The 20,845-nt window shown below is 34.2% G+C and carries 16 protein-coding genes; 3 read left to right on the forward strand and 13 right to left on the reverse strand.

Translation table 11 applies throughout. The features are described from left to right. Window positions 1-53: 53 nt before the first annotated feature. The 3 genes from meaB to ACWA1B_RS10435 all read right to left on the reverse strand — a co-directional run bounded on the left by meaB (window position 54) and on the right by ACWA1B_RS10435 (window position 2,510). Window positions 54-1,148 (reverse strand): methylmalonyl Co-A mutase-associated GTPase MeaB, encoded by a 1,095-nt coding sequence (gene meaB / locus ACWA1B_RS10425; protein WP_456906597.1) that lies wholly within the window; start codon window positions 1,146-1,148, stop codon window positions 54-56. Between the two features lie 255 nt (window positions 1,149-1,403). After that, window positions 1,404-2,045, reverse strand: coding sequence for an NAD(P)-dependent oxidoreductase (locus ACWA1B_RS10430; protein ID WP_456906599.1), 642 nt, complete (start codon window positions 2,043-2,045; stop codon window positions 1,404-1,406). A gap of 57 nt (window positions 2,046-2,102) precedes the next feature. Then, window positions 2,103-2,510 carry an RrF2 family transcriptional regulator gene (locus ACWA1B_RS10435; RefSeq protein WP_456906601.1) on the reverse strand — a complete coding sequence of 136 codons (408 nt, stop codon included), beginning with the start codon at window positions 2,508-2,510 and terminating at the stop codon, window positions 2,103-2,105. A gap of 247 nt (window positions 2,511-2,757) precedes the next feature. Between ACWA1B_RS10435 and ACWA1B_RS10440 the strand changes: the two genes are divergently transcribed. Together ACWA1B_RS10440 and ACWA1B_RS10445 are read left to right on the forward strand one after the other, a co-directional pair. After that, a complete protein-coding gene (locus ACWA1B_RS10440; protein ID WP_456906603.1) occupies window positions 2,758-3,669 on the forward strand; it encodes an AEC family transporter in 912 nt (303 codons plus the stop codon). A gap of 112 nt (window positions 3,670-3,781) precedes the next feature. Next, window positions 3,782-4,420 carry a peroxiredoxin gene (locus ACWA1B_RS10445; RefSeq protein ID WP_426484120.1) on the forward strand — a complete coding sequence of 213 codons (639 nt, stop codon included), beginning with the start codon at window positions 3,782-3,784 and terminating at the stop codon, window positions 4,418-4,420. A 127-nt stretch (window positions 4,421-4,547) separates the two neighbouring features. Here ACWA1B_RS10445 and ACWA1B_RS10450 read toward each other — a convergent pair whose 3' ends face one another. The 4 genes from ACWA1B_RS10450 to ACWA1B_RS10465 all read right to left on the reverse strand — a co-directional run bounded on the left by ACWA1B_RS10450 (window position 4,548) and on the right by ACWA1B_RS10465 (window position 10,421). Beyond that, window positions 4,548-6,800 (reverse strand): cation:proton antiporter, encoded by a 2,253-nt coding sequence (locus ACWA1B_RS10450; protein WP_456906605.1) that lies wholly within the window; start codon window positions 6,798-6,800, stop codon window positions 4,548-4,550. A 183-nt stretch (window positions 6,801-6,983) separates the two neighbouring features. Further along, entirely contained in the window at window positions 6,984-8,330 is a 1,347-nt protein-coding gene (gene purB, locus ACWA1B_RS10455) for an adenylosuccinate lyase (protein WP_456906607.1), read from the reverse strand. A 79-nt stretch (window positions 8,331-8,409) separates the two neighbouring features. Next, window positions 8,410-9,099: an SIR2 family NAD-dependent protein deacylase gene (locus tag ACWA1B_RS10460; RefSeq protein WP_456906609.1), complete on the reverse strand. Its 690-nt coding sequence runs from the start codon at window positions 9,097-9,099 to the stop codon at window positions 8,410-8,412. A gap of 14 nt (window positions 9,100-9,113) precedes the next feature. After that, window positions 9,114-10,421 (reverse strand): BNR repeat-containing protein, encoded by a 1,308-nt coding sequence (locus tag ACWA1B_RS10465; RefSeq protein WP_456906611.1) that lies wholly within the window; start codon window positions 10,419-10,421, stop codon window positions 9,114-9,116. Window positions 10,422-10,622: 201 nt separating this feature from the next. Here ACWA1B_RS10465 and ACWA1B_RS10470 point away from each other — a divergent pair, with 201 nt between their 5' ends. Further along, window positions 10,623-11,285, forward strand: a complete 663-nt coding sequence (locus ACWA1B_RS10470) for a TrmH family RNA methyltransferase (RefSeq protein WP_456906613.1) — start codon at window positions 10,623-10,625, stop codon at window positions 11,283-11,285. 179 nt (window positions 11,286-11,464) lie between these two features. Here ACWA1B_RS10470 and ACWA1B_RS10475 read toward each other — a convergent pair whose 3' ends face one another. The 6 genes from ACWA1B_RS10475 to secA form a co-directional block, all read right to left on the reverse strand. Beyond that, window positions 11,465-12,385 (reverse strand): YARHG domain-containing protein, encoded by a 921-nt coding sequence (locus ACWA1B_RS10475; protein WP_456906615.1) that lies wholly within the window; start codon window positions 12,383-12,385, stop codon window positions 11,465-11,467. Next, complete coding sequence (locus tag ACWA1B_RS10480; RefSeq protein ID WP_456906617.1) at window positions 12,382-12,948, reverse strand: DUF2306 domain-containing protein; 567 nt, start codon at window positions 12,946-12,948, stop codon at window positions 12,382-12,384. The genes ACWA1B_RS10475 and ACWA1B_RS10480 overlap by 4 nt, the downstream gene beginning before the upstream one ends. 172 nt (window positions 12,949-13,120) lie before the next feature. Further along, on the reverse strand, window positions 13,121-14,707 hold the full coding sequence (locus tag ACWA1B_RS10485; RefSeq protein WP_456906619.1) for a PepSY domain-containing protein: 1,587 nt from the start codon (window positions 14,705-14,707) through the stop codon (window positions 13,121-13,123). A 2-nt stretch (window positions 14,708-14,709) separates the two neighbouring features. Continuing rightward, window positions 14,710-16,869, reverse strand: a complete 2,160-nt coding sequence (locus ACWA1B_RS10490) for a TonB-dependent receptor (RefSeq protein ID WP_456906621.1) — start codon at window positions 16,867-16,869, stop codon at window positions 14,710-14,712. 92 nt (window positions 16,870-16,961) lie between these two features. Further along, window positions 16,962-17,408: a hypothetical protein gene (locus tag ACWA1B_RS10495; protein WP_456906623.1), complete on the reverse strand. Its 447-nt coding sequence runs from the start codon at window positions 17,406-17,408 to the stop codon at window positions 16,962-16,964. A 94-nt stretch (window positions 17,409-17,502) separates the two neighbouring features. After that, window positions 17,503-20,844 (reverse strand): preprotein translocase subunit SecA, encoded by a 3,342-nt coding sequence (gene secA, locus ACWA1B_RS10500; protein WP_456906625.1) that lies wholly within the window; start codon window positions 20,842-20,844, stop codon window positions 17,503-17,505. Window position 20,845 lies beyond the last annotated feature (1 nt).

The raw sequence follows: 20,845 nt of genomic DNA on the forward strand, positions 1-20,845 counted from the left end.
TAGCTCTATGACTATATCAAGAAAAAAACTTAGAACCTTAGCATCTTAGTCACTTAGCGGCTTTTAGAAAAATAAAATTTTAATAACTCAGAAGCAGCTGCAAAAGGTGAAATTTCATCATTTTGCACTGCTTTTTTATTTTGTTCTAAAAGCGAAATAATTTCTGGTTGATTATAGAAATTTGATTTTAATTGTTCGTTAATGGTTTCCATCATCCAGAAGTGATTTTGTTCATGTCGTTTTTCCTGAAAGAATCCAGTTTCTTTAGTCATTTCAAAATAGTCAGAAATAGTATTCCAGATTTCTGAAATACCCTCTTTTGTAATGGCACTGCAAGTGGTAACTTTTGGTTGCCAGTTTGATTTTTTTGGCGGAAATAAATGCAAAGCGCGATTGAATTCTAATTTTGCCTGATTGGCTTTTTTGATATTATCTCCATCGGCTTTATTGATTACGATGGCGTCTGCCATTTCCATAATACCTCGTTTGATACCCTGAAGTTCATCGCCAGCACCGGAAATTTTTAATAAAAGAAAAAAGTCAACCATACTGTGAACCGCAGTTTCACTTTGTCCAACACCAACAGTTTCGATAATTATCGTGTCAAAACCTGCTGCTTCGCATAAAATGATTGTTTCACGGGTTTTGCGCGCCACGCCACCTAGATTTTCTCCAGAAGCACTCGGTCTTATAAAAGCATTTTCATCTTTTACCAATTCTTCCATTCTGGTTTTATCGCCCAAAATACTTCCGTGTGAAATTGAACTGCTTGGATCAACTGCCAAAACAGCGACTTTTTTTCCTAATTGTGTAAGATAGGTTCCGAAAGCTTCAATGAAAGTACTTTTTCCAACTCCTGGAACACCCGTAATTCCAATTCGAACTGATTTATTGGCATGTGCCAAACAGCCCTTTATAATTTGGTTTGCTTTTTCTGCATGTTCAGGATTGGTGCTTTCTATGAGTGTAATTGCACGACTTAGAGAAGTTCTGTTTCCTGAAAGTATTCCTGAAATTAATTCTTCAGCAGTTGGTTGTTGCCTGCGTTTGTTTTTAATTTGATTTATAGCTGAAACATTGGTGATTTCAGGAGATGAAATTCCAGCTTTTTCAGTTAAATTGCTCGACTGTTTGTTTAAACTTGACAAAATACTTTTTTAGTATTGTAAAAGTACTGAAAACAAAAACAGTTTCAAAAAGTTAGTTTACCACGAATTACACGAATTTCTACTAATTTTTTGCCGCATTTTTGTCACCCTGAGCGAAGTCGAAGGGCACGATAAAAACTCCACAATCAAAATTGAAAATTTTTGTCGAGCTAAACTCGTGTCCTTCGACTTCGCTCAGGATGATATAGAGAATTTATAAAAAAGAATTCGTGAATTCGTGGCGAAAAAAAAAAATTAATATCCAGCAGTAAATCTAACTTGGTGATGTTTTGCATTTTCAGTTTCGTCAGCAATAGCGACTGCTAGATCTTCTACAGATAAAATACTTCTTTGCTCGTCGTTAAAAACTGGATTTTCTAAACCTAAACGGTATTGTCCAGTTCTGCCTGTTGTAATTCCCTGATGCATTTCAAGAGCAGGACTAAAAAATGCCCAATCTAATTCTTTTTCCTCTTTAATAACATTCAGATAATCTCTTGCAGCAGAAGCGGCTGTGTAATATTCTTTTGGAAACTCTGGAGTATCAACTGCCTGCACGCCCGGCGCAACATATAAACTTCCGGCTCCTCCAATTGTGATAAAACGTTTTACACCTGATTTTTTTGTAGCTTCCTGAATCGATTTTGATCCGTTTTCGAAATCGGAGCTATAGTTTGGATTTGTCCAACCCGGGTTATAAGCGTTAATGATAACATCATGCCCTTTTAAAATTTCTGCTAAAGCATCAGCATTAAAAATATCTGCGGCAACCCAAGTTGCATTGGCAGTATCTTTTGGAGTTCTTGCAATTGCTGTAATTTCATGTTTTCTGTCTGCTAATTCATTTAAAATTGCTGAGCCAACAAATCCTGTTGCTCCAATAAGTGCGATTTTCATAATATATAAATTTATTTAGTAATAAAAAATGTTACAGTTTTGAATAAAAAAATAGCTTTAAAACTGGTTCGAAAAATCTTCCAAAGAAATTTTTTCCAGTTGTGCACTGACTTTTTGATTCATTTCGCTATATAAAGCATCCAGATTCTGATTGATTTTTTTTCCGACTGGACAATCAGGGTTTGGCTGATTTTTGGCATAACCTAAGCCAATGGTTTCAAAAGTCATTTCGAAAATTTCTTTTAGAGTCAGTTTAGCAGCGTCTACAGACAGTTTTGTACCGCCATTTTTACCTTCTTTGCTTTCTACAATATGATGCGCTTTTAGGTTTGCAATTTCTTTTCGAACCAAAACAGGGTTAAGGTTAATACTTCCCGCAATATATTCCGATGACAAATAATCATTTGGGAATTTATTGAGCAAAGTAAGAATGTGAATCGTTATGGCAAATTTACCTGAAAGCATACTGTAATAAAATATATTACAAATATAATGAGTTTTTCAATACGAAAATAAATTTTAACTAACTTTTTGGTATTTAGTTGTTAGTGAATAGTAATTAGTGAAAAGTGATTAGCGAATTACTCTCGTCAAAGTGTTATAAGTGTAACAAAAGAAAATAAGTAGTTGGTATTCCTTTCAAAACTAATTACTAATTACTTTTCATTAATCACTAAAATATAAATAGCTATTTTTGTAGCAATCTTATGATATGAACAACTTTCTTCTAATATTTTTATTTCTTTCGTTGGGCTTGATTTTACAACACGTAAAACAATTTCCTACTCATATTTATAAGACACTTAATAAGATTGTCATCTATTTTTGCCTACCTGCCATTACTTTATATCATATTCCGAAGATAAAATGGAGCAGTGAATTGGTTTTTCCAATAGGAGCGGGGTGGATTACTTATATTTTGGCTTTTATCTTTTTTCATTTTTTAGGACGAAGAAATGGTTGGTCAAACAAACTAATTGGCTGTTTAATTTTAACCGCTGGATTAAGCAACAGTTCTTTTCTTGGATATCCAATTATTGAAGCTTTATTTGGGAAAAAAGGCTTAGAAACTGCTGTTTTGGTCGATCAGCCTGGAACTTTTGTTGTGGTTTCAACACTTGGTGTTTTTACAGCAGCTTTTTATTCTAAAGGAAGTCCGAATGCTTTAGGGATTTTCAAAAAGATTATTTTGTTTCCTCCCTTTTTAATGTTTGTTTTGGCGTGTCTGATGAATATTTTTGATTACAATTTAAATGAAAATTTTCAATTGGTATTGCTGAAAATTGGAAGTTTGGTTACACCCTTGGCCTTGCTTTCCGTTGGTTTGCAATTGACTTTTGATCGAAAGAGCCAGCATTGGAAATTTTTACGACTCGGACTTTTTTTTAAATTGCTTTTAGTTCCTTTTATCATTTTTGTGCTGTATGTGTTTATTTTCAATCAGCATTCTGAGGTTATAAAAATTACTTTGATGGAAACTGCAATGGCGCCAATGATTACGGGCGCAATCTTAGCTTCAACTTACGGATTAAAGCCAAAATTAAGCAGTATGATGATTGGTTTTGGAATTCCGCTTTCCTTTATAACGCTTGCTTTTTGGTACTTCATTCTTAGTTTTATTTAAGAGTAAAATACTAATTATATAGAGAAAATAGAATTTTAACTTTTTTTTAATTCTTACGTGTTTTCTAAATGTATTTTTTAGTTAATTTTAGAGGAACTAAAAAATATAAATTATGTCAACATTAAGATTAGGCGATATAGCTCCAGATTTTCATGCAGAAACCACACAAGGACCAATCAATTTTCACGAGTACTTGGGAGATTCATGGGGTGTTTTATTTTCGCATCCTGCCGATTTTACTCCGGTTTGTACAACTGAATTGGGAACAGTAGCCAACTATCTTCCGGAATTTTCTAAAAGAAATACGAAAGTTATTGCTTTAAGTGTAGACGGTCTGGAATCGCATAAAGAATGGATTAAGGACATTAACGAAACTCAAAATACAGAAGTGAATTTTCCAATTATTGCTGATGAAGATAAAAAAATAGCAACTTTATATGATATGCTTCACCCAAATGCCAGCGATAAATTCACAGTGCGTTCTGTTTTCGTAATTGGTGCCGATAAAAAAATTAAATTGACTTTGACGTATCCTGCTTCAACAGGAAGAAATTTTGATGAATTGCTTCGTGTTATCGATAGTTTGCAATTAACTGCAAATTACAGTGTTGCAACTCCTGCAAATTGGAAAGATGGTGAAGATGTTGTAATTGCTCCAGCAATTCCGGACAGCGATATCCCGGCAAAATTTCCGAAAGGACACACGCCAATTAAACCTTATTTACGATTGACGCCACAGCCGAATAAGTAATTTTTGAGGTCCTAAGATACTAAGGTGCTAAGGTTCTAAGTTTTTTATTGAAGAGGTTTCACTCTCAATAACTTAGAATCTTAGCGCCTTTTTTAATATATATTGACAAAGAAAAAAACTTAGAACCTTAACCCCTCAGAACCTTAGTCCCTTTAGTCAACTCATTCATTTTTTTCTTGTCGCCTACAACCCAAATAATATCATTCTGACTTAAAATAATGTTCGATTCAGGATTTAGGATTCGATTTCCATTTCGCTCAATTCCTACCACCAGGCCGCCGGTTTTTCCTCTAAATTGTCCAATGCTTTTTTGAATAAATTCTTCTTGAGAGACTTCTAACTGACGCAAAACAATTTCAGATTCTTGGACCGCAGGCGGAGCTTCAATTTCATTTTGGTCTAAATATTTGGCAAATTCTGTAACTTGAGCATCTGTACCAATTACGCAAATTTCGTCACCCGGAAACAAACGTTCATTTTTAGTTGGAATAGGAATCGTAATATCGCCTCGTTTTATTTCCGCAATATTAATTCCGAGTTGTTCTCGAATTTTTAATTCTTCTAAAGTTTTTCCTGCCAGGTTTGATTCTTTTCCAATATCAAAAAACGACATGTGACCGTCCCAAGGCATTAAATTGGCATAACGTCTGTCGATTTTTTTGTTTTCACGATCGTTCAAATTTTTCAGAAAGTGATTTTCAATTTTATGATATTGTTCGTTTAATTTTTTTGGAAAAATCTGATAGGCTCCAATGGCTATTATCAGTGCAACAAAAGCAACCAAAGGCGAAAAGAAAATATTCAACAAGAAGCCTACGAAAAACAAACCAAGACTCATTCTGATTAAAATCAACATTAAAAGTGCGCCACGATATTTTCGTTCTTCCCATAAAATTTCAACTTCATCAACTTTGACTCTTCGCAACGAAAGTGCCCATAAAAAAGGAGCAATAATCACTAATGTAATTAATGCGGCAAGCGTATTTCCAAATCGGGTATCAGCCACTAAAGGCGCAACAAATTTGGCAGACAATAAAATAATAGCAGTAATAATTATCGTATGAAGTATAATTTGCGTTATTGAAGCTCGCAATACAATCTGCCAGGTACTTACCGATTTAATTGCCTGTGCGTTTACACTATAACGATTAATGTTTTTGATCCATTTTTTTGGCATTTTTGATTCTAAAAACAAAGCAAAAGTTTCAGAATATTTAATTAAAAATGGAGTTGTAAATGTTGTAATTGCAGAAACTGCCACAATTATAGGATATAAAAAATCACTTGTCACTTTTAATGTCATTCCGAGTGTTGCAATAATAAACGAGAATTCTCCAATTTGTGCTAAACTCATTCCGGTTTGTACAGATTGTTTTAAAGGTTGTCCCGAGAGTAAAGCTCCAAATGTAGAACTGAATGCTTTTCCAAAAACGGTAACCAATGTGATGATCAAAACAGGAAGCGCATAATCAACCAAAGTTACCGGATTGATCAACATTCCGACAGACACGAAGAAAACAGCTCCAAACAGGTCTTTTACCGGCTGAATTAAATGTTCGATTTTTTCTGCCTGAGTGGTTTCAGCAATAATAGAACCCATTATAAAAGCGCCTAATGCAGGAGAAAAACCAACATTAGCTGCAAACATTACCATCATCAAACATAATGCAAGCGAAATAATAAGCAACATTTCGTCACTCAATAAATGTTTAGCCTTTTTTAAAATCGTTGGAATGATGAAGATTCCGCCTAAAAACCAAATTATCAAAAAGAAAATTAATTTTAAAACAGATTGTAATAAAGCAGTTCCGGACACCTGATCGCTCACCGCTATTGTTGATAATAAAACAAGCATTAAAATTGCGACAATATCTTCGACAATCAAAGCGCCAAATACAATTCCTACGAATTTTTTCCCTTTTACTCCCAATTCATCAAATGCGCGAATAATAATAGTTGTAGAAGAAATAGAAAGCGTTGCGCCAAGAAAAATGCTGTCCATTTTTCCCCAGCCCATCCATTGCCCAACCAGATAACCAATCAAGGTCATAAACATAATCTGAGTTATAGCGGTGATGGAGGAAGTGCCACCAACTTTCATAAGTTTTTTAAAACTAAATTCGAGCCCTAAACTAAAAAGTAAAAAGATAACACCAATTTCTGCCCATACTTCAACACTTTTCATATCTGTAATCGATGGGAAAAAGTCGAAATGATTTCCAGCCAAAAATCCCGCAATCAAATATCCTAAAACGAGCGGCTGTTTCATTTTTTTGAAAATCAGCACGGCAATTCCGGCGGTCATTAGGATTAATCCCAAGTCGCTGATTAAGGGTTGTAAGTGGTGTGTAGTTTCGGCAGCGGCGTTTAAGGCAATCATATAGAAGTGGTATTTTAGTTTCAGGAGTTATTTCTAGCCTTACATTTCAAGCTTTTGGTAAAAAAATATGTTTTTCAAGCAAAAGGCTTTTCATTTCAGTCTGGTCTAATTTCCAGTCAGATTTAATAAAAAAAGCTATCTCGATAAAGATAGCTTTTTTTGGGAAAATATTTTAGGTTTTCGTTAAATTCCTGTGTAGTTTGCTGGAGTTATTTGCATTAATTCTGCTCTAACAGCATCAGAAACCTCCAAAGTCGCAATGAAATTATGGATTGCATTTTTGTCAATTGCTTCATTCGTTCTAGTCAAACCTTTCAATGCTTCGTAAGGATTTGGATATGCCTCGCGACGCAAAATAGTTTGAATAGCCTCAGCAACAACCGCCCAGTTTTTCTCTAAATCTTCAGCAAATTTGCTTTCGTTTAATAATAATTTGTTCAAACCTTTTAAAGTCGCTTCAAAGGCAATAATTGTGTGACCAACTGGAACACCAACATTTCTTAAAACAGTGCTGTCTGTTAAATCACGCTGTAATCTTGAAATTGGCAATTTAGCAGCCAAATGTTCGAAAATAGCATTTGCAATTCCTAAGTTTCCTTCAGAATTTTCAAAATCAATTGGGTTTACTTTATGTGGCATTGCCGAAGATCCAATTTCGCCTGCTTTTATTTTTTGTTTAAAATAATCCATCGAAACGTACGTCCAGATATCACGATCTAAATCGATAATGATATTGTTGATTCTTTTTAAACCATCAAAAAACGCGGCAAAATGATCATAATGCTCGATTTGAGTTGTCGGGAATGAATGTTGTAAGCCTAAGCTCGTTTCAACAAATTTAGTTCCGAATTGTTTCCAGTCGATTTGTGGATAGGCAACATGATGTGCGTTAAAGTTTCCAGTTGCGCCACCAAATTTAGCTGCAAAAGGAACATTGAACAACAAACGCATTTGCTCTTCTAAGCGCTCAACAAAAACCAAAATTTCTTTTCCTAAACGAGTAGGAGAAGCTGGTTGTCCGTGTGTACGCGCCAACATTGGAATGTCTTTCCATTCCACACTTAATTCTTTCAATTTCGAAATTAAAGAAATTAGTGAAGGCATATAAACCTGCTCAAAAGCTTCTTTTGTAGAAAGCGGAATAGCAGTATTATTAATGTCCTGAGATGTTAACCCGAAGTGAATGAACTCTTTGTATTGAGATAAACCTAATTTTTCAAAAGCATCTTTGATAAAATATTCAACCGCTTTTACGTCATGGTTGGTTACTTTCTCCGTTTCTTTAATCCAAAGCGCATCTTCAGTTGAGAAATTTTTGTAGATATTTCTTAAGCTTTCAAATAAACTTGAATCAATACCTTTTAGTTGAGGCAATGGAATTTCGCATAAAGCAATAAAATATTCCACTTCAACCAAAACGCGGTATTTAATTAAGGCTTCTTCTGAGAAAAAAGGTGCTAAATTTTGAGTTTTATTTCTATATCTTCCATCAATTGGTGATATAGCATTCAATTCGTTTAGAGTAGTCATTGTTATGTTGTTTTTTCGAAAGGTGCAAATATAAGCAGAATTTAGCGATTAGAGGTAATTAAAACGCGCATTTATGCATTCAAAATGAATTTAATCGCGCTCTTAAATCGGCAACACCTTCTGATGCAAATTTGGCAATGGTTTCTACTTTATTTCGAATATTTGGAATTGCAATTGGTTTTGGATCAATATAAAAAACTGGAGTTGTACTTGGCGCATAAGCAATTAGACCTGCTGCTGGATAAACCTGAAGCGAAGTTCCAATTACAGCGAAATAATCAGCGGTTTCTGTAATGTCGATCGCTTCTTCTAATGCCGGAACTTCTTCGCCAAACCAAACAATATGCGGCCTTAATTGATGTCCGTTTGCATCAAAATCGCCTGTATTTAAATCTTCTGTCCAATCTAAAATCAGATTTTTATTTTGTACGCTTCGAACTTTAAGTAATTCGCCATGCAAATGCAAAACGTTTGTACTTCCGGCACGTTCATGCAAATCGTCAACATTCTGGGTGATAATATGAACGTCGAAATCTTTTTCTAATTCGGCTAAAATAATGTGTCCTAAATTAGGTTTTACTTCTTTTAGTTGCTGACGTCTTTTATTATAAAAATCCAAAACCAATTCCTGATTTTTATGCCAGCCTTCAGGAGTTGCGACTTCCATAACATCGTGACCTTCCCATAAACCATCGCTGTCGCGGAAAGTTTTGATGCCGCTTTCAGCGCTAATTCCGGCTCCGGTTAAGACTACAAGTTTCTTTTTCATTTTCTTAAATTCTATTATTTAGGCAACTGATAAACCTCCAAAACCCTGACCATTGTCGGTTCTGATTGGGCAAGACCTTCGCCATCAACCTGATTTACATTTTGAAGAAAGATATGAAGTTTTTTTTGTTTTTCCCAAAGCGAAATATCATAATTAGGCTCCCATTCGCCTATAGAAGTTGTGGTTAAGTCGGTTATCTTCCATGAGGAGTTTTTAGTTAAATTGATATAAGCTATTGATACTTTGTTTTCTCTTTCACTGTCTCTGAAAAGAAGATACAAATTGCGTTTTTTCTCTTCTTCTTTAATTAATAAATCAGGTCTTGAAATTGGGATTTTTTTTGTACCTCCGCCTCCAAGAGAAAAAGGGGTTTTTCTGAAACCTGTATTTGATTTTTTCCAAATACCGTTTTCCAAATAAACAATCTGGAACTGCGGAATGGCATTTTCACTCCAATAATTGGCAATATATGGGTTTCCGTTTTCATCCGTCGTCATTGAAGTCTGATTAATCAAACTTGATTTTTCTGGAATTTTCCAGGCAATTTCTGCCGATGCAACTGTGATAGGCAAATTGTATTTTTCTCCATTTGATTTTTCCCAGGTCAAACCGCCATCAAAAGAACGTGCATAGCAAATGTCGTGATTCGTTGAAACGTCCCAACTTTCTCTCCAAACCCATGAAAGATGAATTGTACCTTTTTTATCCACTTTTGCCTGCCAGTATGCGCTTCTTTGCTCTTCGCCGTTTAATAAATTGCTTTGCAGTTGCGACCATTTTTTGTCTTTTACAGCATATAAATTGAGAATCATATTTCCTCTTCCCGAAGAGCCTGAGCGATAAAAGAATACTAAATTCCCATTTGGCAGATTGTGAAATTCCGGATACGTTACTTTTTCTTCGGCAATTCTGGTCATTGATTCTTCTTTATCCAAATCTAAACTTAATGGAGATTTGCTTTTTGCATATCGGAGTTTCGTGTCGTGATGATCCCAGCTGATATGCAAATATCCATCGCCATCAATTGCAATGCTGATCGTATTATGTGCATCTTTTACATTTCCGCTGTAAGGTGTTTTTACAATTTCCCAATTGACAGAATTCAGTTTTCTTTTGCCTAAAATTACCGCACCGTCATTATCGTAATAGGCTATAAACTGAAAATTTTTAAAAGTCGTTAAAGCGTTTTTTCTAAATTTTACTGTATTCACAGAGTTACTGCTCCAACCATTTCCTACCGGAATTTCGATATTTTGTTGTGCGACACAGAAAAAAGAACTTAAGAAAAGGATAAAAAGGATTTTATAAAGATGTGGTTTCATTAAAAGGTTGGTTTTTGATAGCAGTTAATTAGAAATGGAAAATTTGGTTAATTCTTTCCTCGAATCAGTAAAAATAAAAGATTTATGAAGAATGAGGATTTAAACCATACCAGTTTAAGCTTTAGAGAATGACTGGTTTGCAAAAGCTCATTTTGTTTCAATATGACAAATTATTGTATTTTTGCCGCAAATTGAAATAAAATGATTGATTTAGATTACCTCGCATTTCTTGAAAATATATTGACTGATAACCGTAAAGAAAGGTTTTTGCATGTTTTGGAAAATCGTACCAAACATTTTACAGTTGCTGTAGAAGATGTTTTTCAGATGCACAACACAAGTGCAGTAATGCGAAGCTGTGAGGTTTTTGGAATTCAGGAATTGAATGTAATCGAACAGCGTTTCGGAAAAAGAATCGATAAAGAAATTGCACTTGGAGCACAAAAATGGGTAGACATCAACCGATTTGATTCGGTTTCAGGATGTCTTTCCGATTTAAAAAATAAAGGTTACCAAATTATCGCTACAACACCGCACGAAAAAGATTCGATGTTAGAAGATTTCGATATTTCAAAGCCAAGCGCTTTATTTTTTGGAACAGAGAAAGAAGGTTTGTCACAAGAAATCATGGACAACGCCGATGGTTTTTTAAAAATACCAATGGTCGGTTTTACCGAAAGTCTGAATATTTCGGTTTCAGCCGCAATTATTATTCAAAGTTTGACCAACAGACTTAGAAGATCAAATGTAAAATGGCAATTGTCTGAAGAAGAAATTCTGGAAAAACGTCTTTTATGGGCGAAAAATTCTATTAAAGATATTAAACGAATTGAAGAGCGTTATTATCAGGAAAATCCGAGATGATTTTTTTAAGGTACTAAGGTTCTGAGGTGCTAAGTCTTTTCTTTAGCAAATCATCTTTTGAAGAAAACTCAACTAGACACTTTGTAGTCTATCTGGTTGAGTTTTTTTATGAAGCGATGATTAGAGAGCTTAGCGCCTCAGAACCTTAGTGCCTTAGCGCCTTAGCACCTCTTTTAAAACTATCTCCCAAAAGTATCATAATTATCTGTTGCGTATTTTTCAAAGCGTTTTAATAATGCTATATTTTGCGTTTCGATTTCGGTTAATTGATTGTCGACATTTTCTGAAATAGGAACATACCATGGCACATATTCGAAAAATTGACGAATCGTGCTCGATTTGAAAGCATAACCATGTCGGGCAAAAATGGTATTTCTCAGAATTTCTAAATCCAGTTTCTTTAAATTCTTTAATTGACTTTCTTTTAATTTGGTTGTTGAAGAATTGATCGTTAAAATAGCACTTGATGCAGCTCTGAAAAGTTCAGAACTGGACTCATATTCCTCCTCTTCATTTATCGAATCTTTTTCTATTTCATCCTGTGATTGTTCTTCCGTTTGCTCTTGTTCTTCCACTTTTTTAGGATTTACATAATCGACATACACATCGTCTTCAGGAAGCATGAAATTCGGGTCATATTTAAATTCTCTTTTAGTAAGCGTGAATTTTCTTTTAGTTACTTCTCTTGTCGGGTCATTGGCTGTCCAAGTTCCCACCATTAAAGTATCTTTTTGGATTTCAAAATTATAGACGCCATCATTTTTAGAATCTCCATATTCTTTAAGTGTAAAATAAAATGTATTTCCCGTTTTGGTCATTTGACCTTTTATAGTTTTGCTTTTTCCATCAATAATTCTTTGTCCAATTACTTCTGATTCTGTAATTTTCTTAATTAAAATATTAATTGTATTTGCATACTCGACAACAGGTCTTGTAGTATCTCGCTCTTCAATCAAAAAAGTTCCTACATACGAACCATATAAATAGGTTCTTATTTCTTTGTTTTCTGCTAAAAGTTTTGTGCTTTTCGGACTTTCTTTTTCTTTTGAATTACAAGAAATTAACAATACAACTAACAGAAAACAAAAAAGTTTTTTCATTTTTTAGATTGATTAAAAAGATAATATTCAATGATTAATAAATTCGGAACCCAGCCGAGCCAGGCTATTATTTGATAAACATCCATTGGCGAAGGCTGAAACAAATATACAAGAAAAACCTTCCAAAAACGTAAAGTTATCGCTGAAAATGTTAAAGCAAAACTTCGCAGCATATAAGCCTTGTGAAGTTTGATGTTTTTGTTTTTAATGGTTAAAAAACCTTTTAGCGTAAAGTAAAACCATAAAATTGATAAAGTGACAAAAGAGATTTTTGAATAAATACCTCCATTTGCAAAAATGCCAATAAATAAACCCGATGGAGCACTTAAAAACAGTACAATAAATACATATAACTTCCCGATATTTCTATGAATTATAGGTTTTTTCTTTAATAAACACGAATTAAACTGAGTAAATCCGGCAAGCAAAACAAAAATGGCCGAATACACATGTAGGTAAAAGAAAGCTGTGTAAAAAGGGATTTCGGTAACTTCCGTCTGTTTTATTTGAAGAAAAGCGACATCATTTCTGAATGGGATATATTGAAAGGTAATTTTAATCATTAAAATGAAAAAATAGCTAAAGCACAATGTCATTAAGAAGGGCAACGAAAGCTTTAAGTGTTTTTTCAACTTTATTTGTAAGATTATTTGATGATCAAATTTAGAAAAAGATTCTGAGTTACTAAGTTTCTTTTCTTAGAATCTTAATAACTCAGAATCTTAGTATCTTTTTTTATTTTTTCAGAAATAGAATAAAACCTAAAATGCTTACAATTAAAATAGATAGTGCTGCCAAAACAGTTGCTAAATCCCGAATGTTTTTTCCAGCCCAGTCCATAAATAAAAATTTGTGCAGAATAGCAAAAGAATAACCTTCAACTTTATCTGAATTATTGATAACTGCAGCCAATCTTGAGGTTGAAGTCTCAATAAAATAAGTTGTTTTTTCGGGTGTGTCATAAGCTAATTTTACGACCGGAAGCCTTTTGTTTACAAAACCATATTCTCTGCTTTCAAAATCGGTTAGTACTTTTGATTCCAGTAATTTTATGTTTTCGAATGAAGGCTGAGAATCATCTTCTGATGTGTCAATCATTTCGCAACACGAAGCTTTTGGTGCTCCATCGGTAAAATAATAAGCTAAAAATTCGGCATATTCTAAATCCAGATTTGGTGCAATTTTATTTGTTGTTGCGTTAATGTAAACGACTTCAGATTTTGAATCTTCTTTTTTATTCCATTTCGAATCTGATTTTGGTTTTTTGAATCTCTTATTTTCGTTTTCAAGTAATTGGCAACGATAATAAGTAGTGTCGTTTAATGTAATTATGCTAATATTTTGGAAGCGACTCCAGTCTAAATCAAGATTATTATTTGCCTCAGGAATTTCTTTGGTTACAAATGTTGGTTCATAAACCATTTGTGACAACGTATACGGTGCCCATTTTGTCGTCGCATGATAAGCACCGCTGAAAGCAAAAGTCAAAGTAAAAAGAGAAATCCAGATTCCAATTTGGCGGTGGTATTTTCTCAAACCTTTTTTTGGCGCTACACTATCTGTTTTTTTGAATTGTTTCCAAAGCAAACCATAAATTAAAATACCGCTCAAGGCTGAAAATCCAATAATTGATAATAAGAAAATCATCGTAATAATTCGGATGCTGTTATTGCTGATGGCATCGATAAAAGACCAATTATGAAAAGTGTCGAAGAACCAAATGAAAGCTTGTCTGGAAGTTGGATTGTAAGTTGCCAGTTTGCTCGATGAGGTTTCTACATAAATCTGCATGGCATCAGGGCGGTCAAAACTTAATTTATAAACAGGTAAATAGCGATTTACATATTTATATTGCGAAGTAAATTCGGTTACAATTTCACTGTTTTTCACCGGACTTTTTTGATCATCTAAGAAATAACGCGAAAGCCATTCGGCATATTTTTGATCACCATTTTCTAGTTTTTTGGCAGTTGAAGCATCATAATAACAAAGTTCGCCCAAAATTGTTTTTACCTGATAATAAGTCGCATTATTGAAAGTGACAATTCTGAAATTTTTGAATTGCGATATTTCGTTTTTCAGCAAAACTTCCTGAATTGAATAATGCAGTTGGCTTTTATCAATAATTGATTGTTCAATTTTATCGTGAGCAATTTCTGGTTTGAAAAAATGCGCCATAAAAGGATGCATCAAACCTGAAAATGTCCAGAAAATTACAGGAACAACAGTGATTAATCCAATAACACGATGCCATCTGTACATGTGTTGTTTGATTTTTTTGATGAATTTTGAATCTTTCTTTTTATAAGTTTTTTTACTCATAATTATTTTTTTAAGGAAAAATTATATTGAATTCCGAACACAAAAGTTCGTGGTGCTGCAGCTGTGTAAGTTGGCTGGGCATTTGCAACATTTGTTCTTGAAACATTGTAAGCATATAGTTTGTCAGTAAGATTTAGCACATTTCCATAGACTTCAATTTTTTTCCATTGATAGCCAATTCGGGCATTGAAAATGTTATAACCGTCATATTTTACGGTATTGATCTGATCTTGATAATAACTTCCAACAAGTTGCCATTCTAAAGAGGTTCTTAGATTTGGAAGCCAGTTTGGATAATAACTTACTTCTGAATTTCCTGACCATTTTGGAGCTGACGGCATTTCTTTTCCATTTAAATCCTGAATTGCATCTGATGGTTTGTCAGAAAGTTTAAAATCAATATAAGTATGTTGTGCATAAGTTCCTCCAAGACGAATGTTGAATTGTTTTGATGGTTTGTATGAAGCACCAAACTCAATTCCTTTATGACGCGTTTCCCCCGCAGATCGATAATCGGTTGAATTGTCAGGAAGCTTTATGTTTAATAATTCATTTTTACCTTCCATATAATAGAAAGCGTAATCAAAATTCAGTTTGTTTTCTAAAAATGACAGCCATCCGCCAATTTCATAATTATCAAAATCTGCTGGTTTTAGATTGTAATAAAATTCAGCTGGGACACCTGTAGTGCCGCCAGTTCCCGATTTAGCTCTAAAAATTGAAGTGATTCCCGGAGGCGCAAAACCTTGAGAATAATTGCCATAAAATCCTGCAAATTCTAACGGATTGTAATTTGCTCCTGCTTTAAAAGTGGCTTTGTCGTAAACTTTACTTCCTGACGAAAGGTCTATTGCGTTATCATAATTCACTTTCATATTATCATAACGTCCTCCGAGAGTAATAACTAATTTTTCAATTGGATTAAAACTGATTTGTGCGTAACCGGCTGTATTAAAAATATCTGCAGTATAATCCGAAAGTTTAGAATCAGGGTGTTCTGCAATAATTTCGTATGAATCCACCGTTTGTTTTCCTGGATCTCCCGGATTTAAATTGGCTTTTAAATCAATTACATACGACCAATATGTTACTGGAGAATAATCGTATAATGCTCCGGCAACAATTTTTGTGTTTAAGAAATCAAACTTTTGAGTATGCTGCCCAATTGCACCGTAACTTTTGAAGTTGTTTGAATTTACTTCACCTTTGGCTGTGGTAGGATTTACTGTTGGGCTCCATTTGATTCCGTATGATGGATTTTGGCCTAATTTATTGTCACGTAAATAAGCCGTAATGTAACTGCTCGAATTTTCGTTCCAATCATGTTCTAATGTTAAACGAGTTCGCAAAGCATCCGATTTTCGGTATGTGAAATCAGAAGTGCTTTTATAAGTTCTATTATTGAAAGCTTCTTCATTGACTGTGCCGCTCATATCCGAATAATATTTTCCATACATCGTATTGCTAGTCAATCGGGTAGAAGGAGAAATGTTGTAATCAATTCTCGCATTCAGATTGTCTTTGTTATAATCAGAATATGCCATCCAGCCATTTTCCTGCAAACTTGAAATTCCGGCAATATGAAAACCAACTTTTCCAATTGTTGCACCGCCCGCAGCCTGAAATCTTCTGTAGCCATAATTATCCGCTTGGATTCCAAATTTAAATTCTGGATCAACAGGAGGTTTCAGTGAAATTAAATTGATAGTTCCACCAACAGCTTCGGGTCCGTATAAAGAAGAAACTGGACCTTTTACAACTTCAATACTTTGTAGATTATATTGATTTATTTCCAATAAAGCGTTGTGATTGAAAATTCCCATCGGGCGTATTGGAAGCCCGTCTTCCAAATATAAATAGTAAGCATTCGTAGTCATAGGCTGACGAATAGACATCATATGTTGTTCGTTCCCTAAATTTACCATCAAGACCCCAGGAGTTTTATTTATGATTTCGTAAACCGCTGTAGCTTTGGTTTCATTGATGGTTTTTGCTGTCAATTTACTGATTGCAACCGGAGTTTCTTTTCTTAAAGTTGCTGTACGATTTGCAGTTACAAAAACATTTTCAAGTTCATGCGAATTTGTTGTGTCTTGCTCCGTTTTGTTTTGAGCAAAAACACATTGCCCTATAATTAATAGGGTAAAGTATATCTTTTTCATTTTAGATTATATAAATTTTAAAGAGTAACCAGCTTTCTTTGACATACATCAAAAAATAGGTTTTCAGTTTTGGCGAAAAGCCAGATTAAAATTTATATAAAATAGGATGGAGGACGAAAAGTGGTATTGGAAACAGCAATAGGTTTTTTATCGAAAGAAGCGAAAATTTTTGTTCTTGATTCGATAGGTGCCGTTAATTTAAAATTATTTAAAATGGAAGTCTGAATGTAAACAACATCTGTTTTTTCTTTCAGATTGTTTTGCATTCTTTTTTCGTTATCAGCATATTTTTTTAAGCTTTTTTGAAGTTCGCAACGACCGTTACAGGTATTGAAAACCATTTTACGCTGTACACAGATTGTTTTTGAAATTTCTTCCTGATTTAATTTGAATAAGGCATAAACAAAAAAACTGCCAAAAGAAGGAACTAATAGCATGCAGGAAAGAAATATGACGAAAAGTCGTTTCAAAGTGTGTTTCGTTGTTTTCGAGAGCAAAAATACATTATAAATATTATTTACAAGAATGATTTTTGTCATTTAATGTTAAATTTAAAACAGCTGTAATAAAAATTACAGCTGTTTTAAATTTAATCGAAAGCAATCTTTATACAAAGAAGGTTTTCAATATTTATTATTTAACCAAAACCCAAGTTCCTGAAGCTAAAAGTGTTTCAGCTTTTTTGAATTTCATCTCTTCAGTTTTGCCCGTTGCAACTTCCTGAACGGTAACCGTATCATTACGGTTGATTTTTGGCATATCTCTAACGATAGTTTCAGTAACCTGACGTTGTTGTGTTTCTCCAGCTTCGCGGTTCATACTTTCGCTATTTGGAATTTCGTCTTTACTTAATTGTAAATTTTCTTTCTGACGAACTTCTCTTGCTTCGTGAATTTCAGGAACATTTTGAGCTGGTAAATCACCTTTGAATAAGAATGAAATAACTTCCTTATTTACGTTATCCAACATTCCTCTAAACAAATTGAAAGCTTCCAATTTGTAAATAAGCAATGGATCTTTTTGTTCGTGAACAGCCAATTGAACGGATTGTTTCAATTCATCCATTTTACGCAAATGTTTTTTCCAAGCTTCATCAACAATCGAAAGTGTGATGTTTTTTTCGAAATCAGCAATTAATTGAGCACCTTGGCTGTCATAAGCTTTTTTCAAATCAGTAACAACATTTAAAGTTTTGATTCCGTCTGTAAATGGAACTACAATTCTTTCGAAATGATTGTTTGGCTCTTCGTAAACTCCTTTAATAATAGGGAAAGCTTCTCTTGCACTTCTTTCTGTTTTTTCAGTGTAGAAAGCTAAAGCTTCTTTATATACTTTACCTGTAACTTCAGTATCCGATAATTTTGTAAAATCAGCTTCTGAAATTGGAGAGGTAATTCCGAAATAACGAATTAAATCGAATTCAAACCCTTTAAAATCATTAGCTACTTTACTATTGCTTACGATTAATTCGCAAGTGTCGTAAAGCATATTTGCGATATCCAGTTTCAAACGCTCACCAAATAAAGCGTGACGACGACGTTTGTAAACTACTTCACGTTGAGAGTTCATTACGTCATCATATTCTAGTAAACGTTTACGAACACCAAAGTTGTTTTCTTCTACTTTTTTCTGAGCACGTTCGATAGATTTAGTCATCATAGAATGCTGAATCACTTCACCTTCTTTCAATCCCATTCTGTCCATCACTTTTGCCACTCTTTCAGAACCGAACAAACGCATTAAGTTATCTTCAAGAGAAACATAAAATTGAGAACTTCCCGGATCCCCCTGACGGCCAGAACGACCACGTAACTGTCTGTCAACACGACGTGAATCATGACGCTCTGTACCAACAATTGCTAAACCTCCGGCAGCTTTTACTTCTGGAGACAATTTAATATCGGTACCACGACCGGCCATGTTTGTTGCAATAGTTACAACTCCCGCTTTACCAGCTTCTTCAACGATTTGTGCTTCTTGCTTGTGCATTTTAGCATTCAACACGTTATGAGTGATTCCTCTCATTTTAAGCATACGGCTTAATAATTCTGAAATCTCTACCGAAGTTGTTCCAATCAATACAGGTCTTCCTGCGTTTGATAATTCGGTAACGTCTTCGATTACTGCGTTGAATTTCTCACGTGTTGTTTTGTATATGTAATCTTCTTTGTCAATTCTTGCAATTCCACGGTTAGTTGGAATTTCAACAACATCTAATTTATAGATTTGCCATAACTCTCCAGCTTCTGTAACAGCAGTACCCGTCATACCAGCTAATTTGCTGTACATTCTAAAATAATTCTGTAATGTAACAGTTGCAAATGTTTGAGTTGCAGCTTCGATTTTTACATTTTCTTTTGCTTCGATCGCTTGGTGAAGACCGTCAGAGTAACGACGGCCATCCATGATACGACCTGTTTGCTCATCGACAATCATGATTTTGTTGTCCATGATAACGTACTCAACATCTTTTTCAAATAAAGCGTAAGCTTTTAAAAGTTGAGTCAAAGTATGAATACGCTCGCTTTTTACGCCAAAATCCTGGAATAATCTTTCTTTAGCTTCCGCTTCAGCATCTTTATCCAGTTTTTGTTTTTCAATCGCAGCGATTTCTGTTCCAATGTCTGGTAAAACGAAGAAATCGGCATCAGTATCTCCAGAAAGGTATTTAATACCGTTGTCTGTCAATTCTACTTGATTGTTTTTTTCTTCAATCACAAAATACAAAGCTTCGTCCACTTTATGCATTTCACGATTGTTGTCCTGCATGTATTGATTTTCGGTTTTTTGAAGTAATTGCTTAATTCCTTCTTCACTCAAAAATTTAATTAATGCTTTGTTTTTTGGTAAACTTCTGTAAGCTCTTAATAATTGGAAACCTCCGTCTTTCGTATTTCCTTCTTTGATTAATTTTTTTGCCTCTGCTAAGAAACCATTCGCTAACTGACGTTGTTGTGCAACTAAGTTTTCGATTTTTGGTTTCAATTCGTTGAATTCATGACGATCTCCTTGTGGAACTGGTCCTGAAATGATAAGTGGTGTTCTTGCATCATCAATTAATACAGAATCGACCTCGTCGACAATTGCAAAATTGTGTTTTCTTTGAACTAAGTCACTAGGTGAGTGCGCCATGTTGTCTCTTAGGTAGTCAAAACCAAATTCGTTGTTGGTTCCATAAGTGATATCAGCATCGTAAGCTTTTTTTCTAGCCTCGGTACTTGGCTGGTGATTATCGATACAATCAACAGATAAACCGTGGAATTCGAATAAAGGTGCTTTCCATGTGCTGTCACGTTTTGCCAAGTAATCATTCACTGTTACTAAGTGAACTCCATTTCCTGTTAAAGCGTTTAAGTAAAGAGGGAGTGTTGCAACCAAAGTTTTACCTTCACCTGTTTGCATTTCGGCAACTTTACCTTCGTGCAATACCATACCACCAATTAACTGAACATCATAATGAATCATGTCCCAAGTGATATCTTTTCCGGCAGCATTCCATTTGTTTGCCCAGATAGCTTTTTCACCATCAATTGTAATATACGGTTTCGTTGCAGAGAATTCACGATCTTTTGGAGTTGCAGTAACTTCAATATGAGAGTTTTCTTTGAAGCGACGTGCTGTTTCTTTTACTACAGAAAAAGCTTCTGGAAGAATTTCCAATAAAGTTTTTTCAGAGATTTCATAAGCTTCTTTTTCAAGAGCATCAATTGCATCATAAAGATCTTCTCTTTTATCAATGTCTTCGATGTTTTCTACTTCTGCTTTTAGCGAAGCGATTTTAGCATCTTTGTCAGCTCTGGCTTCTTTTATTTTATCTTTAAAATAAACAGTTCTTCCTCTTAATTCGTCGTTTGACAGACTCATTAAAGGAGCTTCGAATGTTTTAATTTTATTTAAATAAGGTTGTAAAGCTTTGACATCTTTCTGTGATTTATCACCTACAAAGACTTTAATAATACTGTTTATGAAACTCATG

The organism is Flavobacterium xizangense (assembly GCF_054075145.1).

Coding starts and splice junctions, on each gene's coding strand:
- ACWA1B_RS10430 (WP_456906599.1), bottom strand. CDS start 2,045: ATGAAAATCGCACTTATTGGAGCAACAGGATTTGTTGGCTCAGCAATT.
- ACWA1B_RS10435 (WP_456906601.1), bottom strand. CDS start 2,510: ATGCTTTCAGGTAAATTTGCCATAACGATTCACATTCTTACTTTGCTC.
- ACWA1B_RS10440 (WP_456906603.1), top strand. CDS start 2,758: ATGAACAACTTTCTTCTAATATTTTTATTTCTTTCGTTGGGCTTGATT.
- ACWA1B_RS10445 (WP_426484120.1), top strand. CDS start 3,782: ATGTCAACATTAAGATTAGGCGATATAGCTCCAGATTTTCATGCAGAA.
- ACWA1B_RS10450 (WP_456906605.1), bottom strand. CDS start 6,800: ATGATTGCCTTAAACGCCGCTGCCGAAACTACACACCACTTACAACCC.
- purB (WP_456906607.1), bottom strand. CDS start 8,330: ATGACTACTCTAAACGAATTGAATGCTATATCACCAATTGATGGAAGA.
- ACWA1B_RS10460 (WP_456906609.1), bottom strand. CDS start 9,099: ATGAAAAAGAAACTTGTAGTCTTAACCGGAGCCGGAATTAGCGCTGAA.
- ACWA1B_RS10465 (WP_456906611.1), bottom strand. CDS start 10,421: ATGAAACCACATCTTTATAAAATCCTTTTTATCCTTTTCTTAAGTTCT.
- ACWA1B_RS10470 (WP_456906613.1), top strand. CDS start 10,623: ATGATTGATTTAGATTACCTCGCATTTCTTGAAAATATATTGACTGAT.
- ACWA1B_RS10475 (WP_456906615.1), bottom strand. CDS start 12,385: ATGAAAAAACTTTTTTGTTTTCTGTTAGTTGTATTGTTAATTTCTTGT.
- ACWA1B_RS10480 (WP_456906617.1), bottom strand. CDS start 12,948: ATGATTAAAATTACCTTTCAATATATCCCATTCAGAAATGATGTCGCT.
- ACWA1B_RS10485 (WP_456906619.1), bottom strand. CDS start 14,707: ATGAGTAAAAAAACTTATAAAAAGAAAGATTCAAAATTCATCAAAAAA.
- ACWA1B_RS10490 (WP_456906621.1), bottom strand. CDS start 16,869: ATGAAAAAGATATACTTTACCCTATTAATTATAGGGCAATGTGTTTTT.
- ACWA1B_RS10495 (WP_456906623.1), bottom strand. CDS start 17,408: ATGACAAAAATCATTCTTGTAAATAATATTTATAATGTATTTTTGCTC.
- secA (WP_456906625.1), bottom strand. CDS start 20,844: ATGAGTTTCATAAACAGTATTATTAAAGTCTTTGTAGGTGATAAATCA.